13 protein-coding genes and 1 pseudogene are annotated in these 12415 nt (G+C 72.4%); 6 read left to right on the forward strand and 8 right to left on the reverse strand.

The genetic code is table 11. The annotated features are described in order from the left end of the window. Positions 1-22: 22 nt before the first annotated feature. Positions 23-523, forward strand: a complete 501-nt coding sequence (locus tag O7629_RS19645) for a hypothetical protein (RefSeq protein WP_278170915.1) — start codon at positions 23-25, stop codon at positions 521-523. Positions 524-581: 58 nt separating this feature from the next. On the opposite strand, the gene O7629_RS19650 is transcribed toward O7629_RS19645, so the two are convergent. The 4 genes from O7629_RS19650 to O7629_RS19665 form a co-directional block, all read right to left on the reverse strand. Further along, on the reverse strand, positions 582-1049 hold the full coding sequence (locus tag O7629_RS19650; protein ID WP_123603168.1) for a ribose-5-phosphate isomerase: 468 nt from the start codon (positions 1047-1049) through the stop codon (positions 582-584). Between the two features lie 65 nt (positions 1050-1114). Further along, complete coding sequence (locus tag O7629_RS19655) at positions 1115-2314, reverse strand: DUF1015 family protein (RefSeq protein ID WP_278170917.1); 1200 nt, start codon at positions 2312-2314, stop codon at positions 1115-1117. A gap of 193 nt (positions 2315-2507) precedes the next feature. Continuing rightward, positions 2508-2744, reverse strand: coding sequence for a hypothetical protein (locus O7629_RS19660; RefSeq protein ID WP_123603169.1), 237 nt, complete (start codon positions 2742-2744; stop codon positions 2508-2510). Positions 2745-2894: 150 nt separating this feature from the next. Further along, entirely contained in the window at positions 2895-3521 is a 627-nt protein-coding gene (locus O7629_RS19665; protein ID WP_278170918.1) for a DsbA family protein, read from the reverse strand. 221 nt (positions 3522-3742) lie between these two features. Between O7629_RS19665 and pepN the strand changes: the two genes are divergently transcribed. Beyond that, positions 3743-6295 carry an aminopeptidase N gene (gene pepN, locus O7629_RS19670; protein ID WP_278170919.1) on the forward strand — a complete coding sequence of 851 codons (2553 nt, stop codon included), beginning with the start codon at positions 3743-3745 and terminating at the stop codon, positions 6293-6295. 144 nt (positions 6296-6439) lie between these two features. Next, positions 6440-6613, forward strand: a pseudogene (locus O7629_RS19675) (GntR family transcriptional regulator); the annotation flags it as partial. 93 nt (positions 6614-6706) lie between these two features. Here O7629_RS19675 and O7629_RS19680 read toward each other — a convergent pair. After that, positions 6707-7294, reverse strand: a complete 588-nt coding sequence (locus tag O7629_RS19680; RefSeq protein WP_278170921.1) for a TetR/AcrR family transcriptional regulator — start codon at positions 7292-7294, stop codon at positions 6707-6709. An 81-nt stretch (positions 7295-7375) separates the two neighbouring features. Between O7629_RS19680 and O7629_RS19685 the strand changes: the two genes are divergently transcribed. Both O7629_RS19685 and O7629_RS19690 read left to right on the forward strand, forming a co-directional pair. Next, a complete protein-coding gene (locus O7629_RS19685; RefSeq protein WP_278170922.1) occupies positions 7376-8278 on the forward strand; it encodes an SDR family oxidoreductase in 903 nt (300 codons plus the stop codon). Positions 8279-8360: 82 nt separating this feature from the next. Then, a complete protein-coding gene (locus O7629_RS19690; RefSeq protein ID WP_278170923.1) occupies positions 8361-9395 on the forward strand; it encodes an NAD(P)-dependent alcohol dehydrogenase in 1035 nt (344 codons plus the stop codon). A gap of 41 nt (positions 9396-9436) precedes the next feature. On the opposite strand, the gene O7629_RS19695 is transcribed toward O7629_RS19690, so the two are convergent. From O7629_RS19695 to O7629_RS19705, 3 genes are read right to left on the reverse strand one after another with little or no spacing between them, the layout of a single operon-like run. Continuing rightward, a complete protein-coding gene (locus tag O7629_RS19695; RefSeq protein ID WP_278170924.1) occupies positions 9437-9856 on the reverse strand; it encodes a DUF5130 family protein in 420 nt (139 codons plus the stop codon). Further along, a complete protein-coding gene (locus O7629_RS19700) occupies positions 9843-10115 on the reverse strand; it encodes a hypothetical protein (RefSeq protein ID WP_278174593.1) in 273 nt (90 codons plus the stop codon). Before O7629_RS19700 ends, O7629_RS19695 begins: the two co-directional genes overlap by 14 nt. Before the next feature lie 50 nt (positions 10116-10165). Then, positions 10166-11674: an amidase gene (locus O7629_RS19705; protein WP_278170925.1), complete on the reverse strand. Its 1509-nt coding sequence runs from the start codon at positions 11672-11674 to the stop codon at positions 10166-10168. 205 nt (positions 11675-11879) lie between these two features. On the opposite strand from O7629_RS19705, the gene O7629_RS19710 reads away from it, so the two are divergent. Then, the gene (locus O7629_RS19710) at positions 11880-12407 is read left to right on the forward strand and encodes a hypothetical protein (protein WP_278170927.1); all 528 of its coding nucleotides are present in this window, start codon (positions 11880-11882) and stop codon (positions 12405-12407) included. Positions 12408-12415: the final 8 nt, after the last annotated feature.

A 12415-nucleotide genomic window follows, 5' to 3' on the forward strand; every position in this document is an offset into this window, starting at 1 on the left:
CCGGTCGCGGTACGGTCGGCGGATGGCGGACTTCGAACGGCGCAGGCGACGGCACCGGCACGGCGCCCCGACGGAACGCCCCGACAGCGGACCGGCCAGCGCCAGCACCGCCGAGGTGCACGATCCGGAGCAGGACAGCACTCCGGAGCCGGACAGCACTCCGATCACTCCGGAGCCGGACGGCAGGCCGGTACCGGGGCCGGGGCCGCGCCCGCAGTCACTGGGACCGCGTGCTCCGGAGCCGTCGCAGCGCGTTCCGGAGCCACCGCCGACGCACCGTCAGCGCCGGCAGACGTCGGGCCGGTCCGGCGGCGGCGGGTCCGGCGGCGACGACCGGGAAGCCGACCGTGGCCTGCGCGGACTGGTCGGTTCCGGCACCTCACAGGTCAGCACCTCGGCGGCGCTGCGGGCGCGGGACGCGTCCCGCCCCAGTGAGGACGACCTCGCCCGGGCCGAGGAGACCCTGACCATCGTCCGCCGGCACTGGGTGCCCCGGGAGGAACTGCCCCGCCGGGAGCGGTGAACCGGCCGGTTCCCCGAGAACCACCGGACCCCGGAACGCAGCGCCACGGCGTCCCTGGTCAGGGCAGCGCGGGCAACTCCCGGTCGACCTCGTACGCGGCGACCTGGGCGATCCGGCGGGCGTGCCGGTCGTTGCCGGAGAAACCGGTGGCCAGGAACGCCTCCACCAGCGTGGTCGCCTCGTCGAGGGTGTGCTGGCGGGCACCGATCGCGACGACGTTGGCGTCGTTGTGGGTGCGCGCCAGCTGCGCGGTCTCCAGGTTCCAGGCCAGGGCCGCCCGCACCCCGGGCACCTTGTTGGCGGCGATCTGCTCGCCGTTGCCGGAGCCGCCGATCACCACTGCGAGGCTGCCCGGGTCGGCGACCACCCGGGTCCCGGCGTGCAGGCAGAACGCCGGGTAGTCGTCGTCCGGGTCGAACTCGTGCGGCCCGACGTCGGTCACCTCGTACCCCTGCTTGGCGAGGTGGTTGACCAGATGCACCTTGAGCTCGTAGCCGGCGTGGTCGGCTGCCAGGTAGACGCGCATACCCGCAGTCTCTCAGCGCCGACAGGTAGGCCGTACAGCCGGGTCAGCCGGTCCCGCGTAACGGCTCAGCCGATCTCGGCCAGCACCAGGCCGCCGCGTGCCTTCGGGGTGAACCAGGTGCTCTTGCGGGGCAGCTTCTGCCGGGCCAGGTTCACCGCGACGAAATCGTCGACGGTGACCGGGGCGATCAGCACGGCCAGCTCGGCCCGGCCGGCGTCGACCTCGCCGGTCAGCCAACTGGCCGGATAGTCGCCGCCGACGTAGGTGATCCGCTTGTCGCCCGGGTCGAGGCCGAGCACACCGCGCAGCAGCACCCGCTCCACCAGCGCGTGGTCGAGGTTGTCCACCCGGTCACCGCCACCGGTCGGCAGGGTGACCTGGTAGCCGCGTCCGGCCAGGTAGAGCCGTACCTCGCCGCCGGCAGCCGGAACCGTCGGCGCGCCGTCGAGCGCGGTCACCGCAGCACCGGCGGCCCGCAGCCCGGCCAACGTCTCGTCCGGGCTCAGAGTCAGCTCGCTGACCAGCCGGTTGTACGGCTGGATGGCCACCGACGCGGGAGTGGTGACCACGGCCAGGAACCGGGACAGGCCGCCGGTCTGCGCGGCCAGACTGCGGTGGTTGCCGTCGGCGACGACCAGCTCACCGCCACCGGCCAGCGCACAGAGCCGCTGCTGCAGCTCTCCCGGACCGACCGGCCAGATCGCGTGGGTACGGCCGGCCTGGTCCAGATCGGTCGCGGCCGGCGCGCCGGCGGCCTCCGCTGCCTCGCCGAGCGCGGCGTGCAGCTCGTCGCCGCGCCCGGTCTGCAGCAGCAGCACCGGGGAGAGCAGATGTCCGACCGCCTCGGCCAGCGCCACCCGCTCCCGGACCTTGGCGATGAACACATCCTCGTTGCGGATCACCAGGCCCGGTTCGTCGGCGCTGGTGGAGATCTGGTCGGTGTCGACCATCACGAACAGGCCGTACGCAGCCGCGTCGCTGGCCGGCTCGGTGATCCGGTAGAGCACGGCGACCTGCTCGGCCGGTGTGTAGCTACCGTCGGCGCGGGCCTCGGCGAGCCGTCGGGCGGCCGCCGGCAGGCAGTCGAGAAACGACTGGCCGAGGCTGTCCGGCGCCCGGTGCGGCATCTCCACCGCCAGCGCGCTACGGGGATTCGCCTCGATGATCGCGGTGATCTCGGCGTCGTCGGCGAACTCGTCGTAGTTCTGCGCACCGGTCTCACCGGTGGTGATCCAGGCGCGGGAAATCGGGTGAACGACCGTCATGGCGCGGACGCTACCGGCGGGGTCCGCTGTGACGACCGATACATCGGCCGTGTCCACCGGATGGACGCCGACCTGGTCGCCGGACCAGTGCGACGGACGCCGGCCCGGTCGCCAGGGCAGGTGGAACGGGACAGCGGCCCGGTCGCCCGGGCCGCTGTCGACGGCGGTGGCCGCAGTGACCGGCCGGACCGGATCACCCGACCGGGGTCGGGCGCCGGTGCCGGCCGCCGCCGGACCGGGCCGCCGGGACCGCGCCGACCGTCGACGCCGGCAGCCCCGACGGTACGGCGACCGGCACCCGCTCCACCTCGTGGACCGACGGTTCCCGCCGGTGCCGGCTGCCGTCACTCGGCGCGCCCCAGACCTGGGCGGCGATCGCCTCGCGCAGCACGGGCAGATCCCAGTAGTCGGAGTCGATGTCGACCAGCATGTTGACCTCCGATGCGTCGGTGTGGCCCGGTCTCCTACCGGGCCGGCGGGGTGAACATCCTGGGCAACGACGTGGCCTGGGACGCGTCACGTGCGCCGCGCAGCGACACGCCGGGCGACGTGGAACTCGTCCCCGACACCGACGAATTGGTCAGTCGAACGTGGGATCCACCTCGCGGGACCGCTTCAGCTCGTAGAATCCCGGCGTCCCGGCGACCAGCAGCACACCGTCCCAGAGCCGCCCGGCGGCCTCGCCGCGCGGCACCGGGGTGATCACCGGGCCGAAGAACGCGACCGGGCCGGCACCCTCCGGGCCCGGGGCGTGGATCACCGGCGTACCGACGTCCATCCCGACCGGGGCCATCCCGGCGGCGTGGCTGGCCCGCAGCGGGCCGTCCCAGGCCGGATCGTCGGCGGCGGCGGCCAGCGCCGGGTCCAGCCCGGCCTCGGTCAACGCGGCGGTGTAGAGATCCGGTCCGGTCGGCTGCTTCTCCAGGTGGATCCGGTTGCCCAGCGCGGTGTAGAGCGCCCGTACCGCAGCGTCGTCGTGGTCCTGCTGGACCGCGACGGCGACCCGGACCGCCCCCCAGGCCCCGTCGAGCAGCTTCCGGTAGCTCTCCGGCAGGTCTCGGCCCTCGTTGAGCACGGCCAGGCTCATCACCCGGAACCGCACGTCGACCGGCCGGACCTGTTCGACCTCCAACAACCAACGTGAGGTGATCCAGGCCCACGGGCACAACGGATCGAAGTACATGTCCACGGTCTGACGGTCGGACATCAGACTCCCCCTCTTTTTCGTCCGGCGGCTGTCCGCCGCCATTGTCCGGGTCACCTCGCCAGATACCGCCCCAACCCACCAAGTCCAGGATCTGGGCCGGCCTCGCCAGGCCCCCACGACGTGAAAGACTTGGCCGAACGGGGTCATTCCCAGCTGTCCCCGACGCCGCCGACGTCGACGTCGGCGGTTGAACGATTGGACGGAGGCACACGGTGGCTGGAGTGCGCAATCTGACCCAGGTCGAGGCGGCCGAACGCGCCCGCCTGCTCGACGTGACCGGGTATGACATCCACCTCGACCTGTCCGCCGCCGGCAGCGCAACGGACAACCGGGTGTTCCGCTCGACGACAACGGTCACCTTCCGTTGCGCCGAGCCCGGAGCCAGCACGTTCATCGAGGTGGCGGCGGACCAGCTGCACTCGGCGACGCTGAACGGCCAGCGACTCGACCCGTCCGGTTGGTCGGCCGAGTCCGGGCTGGCCCTGCCGGACCTGGCTGCGGAGAACACGCTGGTCGTCGAGGCCGACTTCATCTACTCGGCCAGCGGGCAGGGGCTGCACCGCAGCGTCGACCCGGTCGACGGCGAGACCTACCTGTACAGCCAGTTCGAGACCGCCGACGCGCAGCGGGTGTACGCCTGCTTCGACCAGCCGGATCTGAAGAGCGTCTACACCTGGCACGCCGTCGTACCGGCCCACTGGCGGGTCATCTCGAACATGCCGGTGGCCGCCGAGGAGCCGGCCGGGCCGGACGCCAAAACCGTCCACTTCGCCGAGTCGGCCCGGATGAGCACCTACATCACCGCGCTGTGCGCCGGCCCGTACCACGAGGTGCGACGCAGCCACGACGGCGTCGACCTGGGCTACTTCTGCCGGGCCAGCATGGCCGAGCACCTCGACGTCGACGATCTGCACCTGATCACCGCGCAGGGTTTCGACTTCTTCCAGGACCAGTTCGGGGTCCGCTACCCGCTGCCCAAATACGACCAGATCTGGGTGCCGGACTTCAACGCCGGCGCGATGGAGAACTTCGGCGCGGTCACCCACGCCGAGGCGCACTACATCTTCCGTTCCCAGGTGACCGACTTCGAGTACGAGCAGCGGGCCAACACCGTGCTGCACGAGCTGGCCCACATGTGGTTCGGCAACCTGGTGACCATGCGCTGGTGGAACGACCTGTGGCTGAACGAGTCGTTCGCCGAATGGGCCAGCCACTGGTGCAACTCGGAGGCGACCCGGTTCACCGACGCCTGGACCACCTTCCTGTCGGTCCGCAAGAACTGGGGATACCGGCAGGACCAGCTCTCCTCCACCCATCCGGTCTACTGTGAGATGCCGGACCTGGAGGCGGTCGAGGTCAACTTCGACGGCATCACGTACGCCAAGGGCGCCAGCGTGCTCAAGCAGCTCGTCGCGTACGTCGGGTTGGAGCCCTTCCTCGCCGGTCTGCGGACCTATTTCCAGCGGCACGCATGGGGCAACGCCACCTTCGACGACCTGCTCTCCGAGCTGGAGACCGCCTCCGGCCGGGAGCTGCGCAAGTTCGCCGCCCAGTGGTTGGAGACCGCCCAGGTCAACACGCTGCGGCCGGAGCTGTCGGTCGGCCCGGACGGCACCTACCAGCAGGTCACGGTGCTTCAGGAGGCACCGGCCGGGCACCCGACGCTGCGTACCCACCGGATCGGGGTCGGCCTCTACGACCTGGTCGACGGTCGGCTGGTCCGCCGGCACCGGGCCGAGGTCGACATCAGCGGCGAGCGCGCCGAGCTGGTCGGCCTGGCCGGGCTGCCCGCCGCCGACGTGCTGCTGCTCAACGACGACGATCTGAGCTACACCAAGCTGCGGCTCGACCCGGCGTCGATGGCCAACGTGGTGCAGCACATCAGCGCGTTCGAGTCGTCGCTGGCGCGGGCGCTGTGCTGGGCGGCGGCCTGGGACATGGTCCGGGACGGGGAGCTCGCCGCCCGCGACTACGTCGCCCTGGTGCTCACCGGGCTGCCCAACGAGACCGACATCAACCTGGTGACCGCGACCCTGCGGCAGGCCACCAACACGCTGACGTTCTACGCCGAGCCGGGCTGGGCGGCGCAGGGCTGGGCCGACCTGGCTCGGACGGCCCGGGCGGCGCTGCAGGCGGCGGAGCCGGGCAGCGGTTTCCAGCTGGCCTGGGCGCGCAGCTACGCCACGGCGGCCCGCTCCGACGGCGACCTGGCGGTGCTGCGTGGCTGGCTCGACGGGGCAGACGTGGTGCCGGGGCTGACCATCGACACCGAGCTGCGCTGGACGGTGTTGCAGTCGTTGGCCGCCAACGGCGCCGCCACCGGCGAGCAGATCGACGCGGAGCTGGCCCGGGACCGGACCGCCAGCGGTGAGCGGGAGGCAGCCCTGGCCCGCGCCCTGCTGCCGGACCCGGCCAACAAGGCCGCCATCTGGGCCAAGCTGACCGGGCCGGACAGCCTGCCGAACTGGCAGCACCGGGCGTTGCTGCAGGGTTTCCAGCACTCGACGCAGGTGGAGCTGACCGAGCCGTACCGGACGGCGTACTTCGACGTGTTGGGCCGGATCTGGGCCACCCGGGACAGCGAGCCGGCGCAGGAGTTCGTCATGCTGGCCTACCCGGCGTACCTGGTCTCCCAGGAGACGGTCGACGCGACGGACGAGTGGCTGGCCGGCGAGGGTCACCCGGCTCCGCTGCGCCGGCTGGTCGCTGAGGGCCGCGACGGGGTGGTCCGGGCGTTGACCGCGCGGGCCACCGACACGGCCGCCGCCAGCTGAGCGACTCCCGCGCCAGCCGCCATCGAGGTGAGGCTGAGACACCCTACGACGCAGATTTAAGGTGTCTCAGCCTCACCTCGATGCGGCTCTCCGGCTCGTCTGGCTCAGCCGACGCGCAGTGCGGCCACGGCTACCGGTTCACGCGTGGCGGCGGAGGCGCCAGCCGGTTCTGCACGCGAAGCCGGTAGATGGCGGCCTCACCGCCAACTCGCGGACCTGCTTCGCGCCCAGATCGAAGCCGGAGAGCTACCGCCGGGCCGGCCGATCCCGAGCGTCGTCCAGCTTCAGCAGCGGTACGGGCTCGCCCGAGAAACCGTGCGACGACGGAGCCGATCACGGCCGGCGGTCGGCGGATCAACTTCGGCACCCGATCGTGTGTCCAGCGACCATCCGCGCAGTGCTGGTCGCCGGTCATGCGTGCCGGCTCTTGCGGGCGATCATGCCGACGAGGGTGTCGGTGAGGTCTTCGGCGGAGACGCCACCCCATTTGGGGTCGGTGAGCTGACCACTGGCCGCCAGGCCGGCAATCCCGTTCGCGCTGCTGATGAGCAGGGCCGCGTACCGGCGGGCGTCCTGCTCTCCCACCAGGTCGGCCACGACGGCGAGAAACTCGGTCTGACTGTGCTGGGCGGCACGGGCGAGTGCGGTGGGGTCGCCGGACGGGTTGCTGAACATGAGCTTGTAGAGGTGCGGCTGAGAGCGGCCGATGTCGATGAGAGCGAGGAGGCCGGCGCGTAGTTTGTCGGCAGGCGACAGGCCCGGATCCGCGCGAAGGGTTTGCATGCGGTCGCCGAGAGTGTCCCAGGCCCGGCTCCCGACGGCGATCAGCAGGCTTTCCTTGTCCGGGAAGTGCCGGTAGGGCGCTCCCCGAGTCACCCCGGCACGCGCTCCCACCGCGCGCAACGTCACGGCCTCGAGGCCGCCGGAATCAAGCAGGTCAGCGGCCGCAGCCAGCAGGGCACGGCGCGTGGCGGCGGCGGACTCGGCGCGGCTGGACACGCGGACCATCCTAGCCAACTTGCGATGACTAAGTCACTCGATACAGTTGACAACGTCATCTCAACGTCGGACACTCGGAAGATGACAACGTCATCTGAAACTCAGGAACTTGTGGTCGTGAGCGGGGCCTCGACCGGCATGGGCGCGGCCACCGCGCGGGAACTGGCCCGCCGCGGCTTCCACGTCCTCGCCGGCGTACGACGCGACAGCGACGGGATGTCCCTGCGAACTGAGGGCATCGAGCCGGTGATCCTCGACATCACCGACCCCGACCACGTCGCCGCGCTCACCGCACGCGTCGATCAGGACCTGCGGCCGCTGCGGGCGCTGGTCAACAACGCCGGCATCCCTGGCGCCGGCCCGGTCGAAGTGACGCCGCTCAGCGAATGGCGGCGGATCTTCGAGGTGAACCTCTTCGGCCACGTCGCCGTCACCCAGGCCCTGCTTCCCGCGCTGCTACGCGGCAAGGGACGCGTCGTCAACATCACCTCCCTCAACGGCAGAATCTCCATGGCCGGCTATGGACCGTATGCCGCCAGCAAATTCGCGATGGAGGCGGTGAGCGACGCGTTGCGCAACGAGTTGGCCCCCCATGGCGTGCAGGTGGTGGTGGTCGAACCGGGCGGCGTCAAAACCGAGATGTCCCGCGTCGGCCTCGCCGCCCTCAGCCGCCTCGACGATGGGATGACGCCCGAGCAGAACGCGCGCTACGGGACTCTGATGCAGGCAATACCCTCCCACGTGGCCGCGTTCACCAAGGCCGGCGTGACCTCCGAGGTGGCCGCGAAGAGGATCGCCAAGGCAGTGACCGACGGCAGGCCCCGCACCCGCTACACCATCGGCGCGACGGCTGCCTTTCTCATCCTGGCTTCCCGCATCCTTCCCGACCGGGTGCTCGACCGGATGACCACCTCGGACCTGCGCAGGCACTACCCGGCCAAGGCCCGTGGCCGGACGACTGCGGCACCCGCTTCGAGACGCTGAAAGGCAACGGCGGCTCAGCCGCAGGGGGTGATCCGGGGCGGTTCGGCGGACGTGGTACGCGGACCTGGCCGACGCTGGGGGCATGCGTGCCATCCAACTCACCGCGCCCGGCACCCTCGAGCTCGTCGACGTGCCGACACCGAAGCCCGGCCCGGGCGAGATCCTGCTGGCCACGGCGGCGGTCGGCGCCTGCCACTCGGACCTGCACATCCTCGACGCGCCCGCCGGGGTCTTCCCGACCCCGATGACCATCGGCCACGAGATCGCCGGCCGGGTCGCCCAACTCGGTCCGGGGGTCACCGGATGGGCCGAAGGGGACACCGCGGCGGTGTACGGGATCATCGGCTGCGGGCGCTGCCGGGCCTGCCTGCGCGGGCTGGAGAACCAGTGCCGCACCGTACCGGTCGGCGGGGTCGGCATCAGCCGCGACGGCGGACTCGCCGACCACGTGGTGGTGCCGGCGGACCGGCTGCTGCCGCTCGGCGGGCTGGACCCGGTGCAGGCGGCACCGCTGACCGACGCCGGGCTCACCCCGTACCATGCGATCTCCCTCAGCCGGGACGCGCTGCGGCCCGGCACCCACGCGGTGGTGATCGGCGTCGGCGGCCTCGGCCACATGGCGGTGCAGATCCTGGCGGTGACCACCGCCGTCACGATCATCGCGGTGGACACCAGCGACGCCGCGCTACGGCTGGCCAAACGGATGGGCGCGCACCACACCGTGCAGGCCGGTCCGGCAGCGGTCGACCAGATCCGTGAGCTCACCGGCCCGGCCCCGGACGGTGCCGACGTGGTGCTCGACTTCGTCTGCGTGGACGCCACCCTGGACACCGCCCGGCAGGTGGTGTCCACCGGCGGTCACCTGACGATGGTCGGCCTGGGCGGCGGTACGCTGCGGATCGCGGCGACCGTCGAAGGCCCGCCGCCGGTGCCGATGGAGACCACCGCGGTCATCCCGTTCTGGGGCACCCGCGCCGAACTAACCGAGGTGATCGCCCTCGGCCGCCAGGGCCTGCTCCGCGCCGAGGTGCAGACCTTCCCGCTGACCGAGGCGGTGCAGGCGTACCAGCAGTTGCGGGACGGGAAGATCCACGGCCGCGCCGTGCTGGTCCCCTGACCAGGCGACGGTGACTGGGAGATCCGGTAAGGCTGGATCTGTCAGGCGCGGCCGGCTCGCGACGCCAGCTGGTCGATCCCGCTGACCAGGCCGCCGGCCAGGTCACCGCCGCCGAAAGAGGCCACCATGGACAGCGCGGCGAGCTTCGCGTCCCGGTCCGGGATCCGCTTACGGGCCTCGGCGCCGGTGACGACCTCCAGCACCCGCTGATTCGGCGACACGGCGATGAGCACCGCGTCGTCCGGGTCGGTGAGCTGCCGGTGCAGCGTCACCGCGTACTCCCGGGTCGGCTCCTCCAGCTCACCGACGTAGATGCTGAACGCCAGCCCGGTGGCCGAGTCGGCCAGCCGCAACGCCTCGTCGAGCCGGAGCAGCTGCCGGGTGCCGAACGGCCCCGGCAGGGTAGCGCTCGTCCGGGTGGACTCGCTGGACTGCTCGTGGGCCTGCTCACCAACGGTCACTTGCGCCTCCCGTCGCGCCCGGACGCGGCTGCCCGCCGCCGAGGTTGGTCGACTCGATCGCCGTCGGCTCGGTGCCGGCCGGCAGCGCCGCCGCCGGGGTCCCGGTGGACCGGTCGCCGGACGAGACGTACCAGACCGGGCTGAAGTCGAACTGCCGGCCGGGCCGGTAGCGGCGGTCCGCGCCGCCACGCCCGCCGATCATCGCCAGACCGGCCACCACGAGCACGATGACCGCCGGGATCACGACGAAGAAGAGCACCGTGTTGGTAACAGACAATCTCAACGCCCCCCGGCATCGGTTCAAGGGACTCAGCGGATGTCTGGAGTGGTGGACCTGGCCACACCGCCAGCCCGTTCCGGCTCAGACGCCTTCACGGTAGCGGAGGGCCCGGCCCGCCAGATCTCCGGGTGCCGACCGGGCCAGCCGGTCCGCTCCTCCAGCTGAGCGGCCGCGGCCAGCACGGTGGCGTCCGCGCCGCCGCGGCCGGTCAGCAGAACTCCCACCGGCTGCCCGGCCGCACTCTGCGCCACCGGGACGGACACCGACGGTTGCCCAGTGACGTTGAACACCGCACAGTACGGCGAGAAGCGCCGCTGCCGGTCGAAGTCCTCGGCCGGGTCACCCGTTTCGGTGAACCAGCCGACCGGGGCCTGCGGAGCGCTCAACGTCGGGCACAGCAGCAGGTCCAGCCCGACCACCGCGTGCATCGCCCGGCGTACCTGGACCTGCAGCTCGGCCAGGGTGGCGACCAGCGTCGCGGCGCTGATCGCGTTGCCCCGGCGACGCAGCAGCCGGGTCAACGGCAGCAGCCGCGCCTCCCGTTCCGGTGGCACCGGGGCCAGCGCGAGCACGTACCAGACGGTCTCGAACAGCGGCCACAGGTCCGGGCCGAGCGGCGCCGGAACGTCGACGACCTCGTGGCCGGCGTCGGCGAGCAGCGCGGCCGCCGTGTCCACCGCCGCCAGGCAGTCCGGATGCACCGGTTCGTCGGCGAGCATCGGGGTGGTGAACCGGCCGATCCGCAGCCGGCCGGGGTCCGCGCGACGGGCCGCCGCCAGATAGCCGCCGGGCGGCGGTGGCGGTGCCAGGTACGGCTCACCGGGCACCGGCACCGCCATCGCGTCGAGCATCGCGGCGGCGTCGGCGACGGTCCGGGCGATCGGTCCGTGGCTGGGCAGGCCGAACCCGCCGGCGCCGAGCGGGCCGCCGGAGACGACCCCCCGGGTGGGCTTGTAGCCGACCAGGCCGCAGAGGGCGGCCGGGATCCGGCACGAACCGCCGCCGTCCGAGCCCTGCGCGAACGGCACCAGTCCGGCGGCCACCGCCGCCGCCGCTCCCCCGCTGGAGCCGCCGGCGGTGCAGGCCAGGTCCCACGGGTTACGCGCCGGCGGTGCCACCTCCCCCTCGGTGTAGAGCGAACAGCCCAGCTCGGCGGCGGTGGTCTTGCCGAGGCTGACGGTGCCGGCGGCACGCAGCAGGCGGACCACGTCCGCGTCGACGCTCGGCACGTAGTCGGCGAACGCCGCCGAGCCGAAGGTGGTGCGGACCCCGGCGGTGAGGGTGAGGTCCTTGATCGCCACCGGTACGCCGTACAGCGGGCCGGGGTGCTGCCGGGTCCGGGTGCTCGGCGGGACCCGGTCGAGGGCGTGGGCCTGTTCCCGGGCGTGGTCGGCGGTGACCGTGACGAACGCCCCGACGGTGTCCGAGTGGGCGTCGATCCGGGCCAGGTAGTGCTCGACGATCTCGGTGCCGCTCAGCTCGCCCCGGCGGATCGCGGCGCCCTGCTCCAACGCGGTCAGATCATGGATCTGCGACATTGACCGATCCTGGCAGGTCACTCGCCGGCCGCAGCGGCCAGGTACGGGTGACCTGACCGGGCGCTGGTTCACCCGGGAGGGGGAGGCATAGCCGGCGCCGGGACGGGAAGTCGGGCCAGCGGGCTCCGGCCGTCGGCACGGCACACCGGTCGCCGCCGACGCAGCCGGCATCGCCGGCCGGCCGGAGCGTAGTCGGGGGGAGATCATGCCAGGAGTGAGCCATCTGGTCCGCACGCTGGCCGGGCTCGCCGCCGCCGTGCTGATCGGCACGGTGGCGGCCGGGGTCGACGCGTCGCCGGCGTACGCGGGCAGCACCTACGTGGAGGCCGATCCGAGCACCGTGCACGCCGGTGGTCGGGTGACCATCCGGGCCAGCTGCGGGGACGACAACACCAGCCAGGCGACGGTCGAGTCGGACGCGTTCGGGCGGGTGATCGTGATGCCGGACCAGGATGTGCTGACCGGCCAGGTGACGGTGCCCGGCAGCAAGCGTCCCGGGCGCTACCCGGTGGACCTGCAGTGTCAGAACGGGAACACGGCGACAACCACCCTGACCGTGACCGGCACGGCGCACCCGACCAGAGGCCCGGACGCCGGAGGCGGCGGCACCGCGTCGGCCAGCACCGGCTCCGGCGGCTCGGCCCTGCTGGTCGGCGGTATCGCCGTGATCGGGCTGGGCGCCGGGATCGGGCTGTTCGCGATGCGCCGTCGACGCGCCGACTCCGGCGCGTAACCAGCGGG

Source organism: Solwaraspora sp. WMMD792 (assembly GCF_029626105.1).
Classification (GTDB): domain Bacteria; phylum Actinomycetota; class Actinomycetes; order Mycobacteriales; family Micromonosporaceae; genus Micromonospora_E.

What these genes read in the sequence shown, in the direction of transcription:
- O7629_RS19685 (WP_278170922.1), top strand. Translation starts at nt 7,376, where the DNA reads ATGACAACGTCATCTGAAACTCAGGAACTTGTGGTCGTGAGCGGGGCC.
- O7629_RS19690 (WP_278170923.1), top strand. Translation starts at nt 8,361, where the DNA reads ATGCGTGCCATCCAACTCACCGCGCCCGGCACCCTCGAGCTCGTCGAC.
- O7629_RS19665 (WP_278170918.1), bottom strand. Translation starts at nt 3,521, where the DNA reads ATGTCCGACCGTCAGACCGTGGACATGTACTTCGATCCGTTGTGCCCG.
- O7629_RS19660 (WP_123603169.1), bottom strand. Translation starts at nt 2,744, where the DNA reads ATGCTGGTCGACATCGACTCCGACTACTGGGATCTGCCCGTGCTGCGC.
- O7629_RS19710 (WP_278170927.1), top strand. Translation starts at nt 11,880, where the DNA reads ATGCCAGGAGTGAGCCATCTGGTCCGCACGCTGGCCGGGCTCGCCGCC.
- O7629_RS19655 (WP_278170917.1), bottom strand. Translation starts at nt 2,314, where the DNA reads ATGACGGTCGTTCACCCGATTTCCCGCGCCTGGATCACCACCGGTGAG.
- O7629_RS19645 (WP_278170915.1), top strand. Translation starts at nt 23, where the DNA reads ATGGCGGACTTCGAACGGCGCAGGCGACGGCACCGGCACGGCGCCCCG.
- O7629_RS19705 (WP_278170925.1), bottom strand. Translation starts at nt 11,674, where the DNA reads ATGTCGCAGATCCATGATCTGACCGCGTTGGAGCAGGGCGCCGCGATC.
- O7629_RS19650 (WP_123603168.1), bottom strand. Translation starts at nt 1,049, where the DNA reads ATGCGCGTCTACCTGGCAGCCGACCACGCCGGCTACGAGCTCAAGGTG.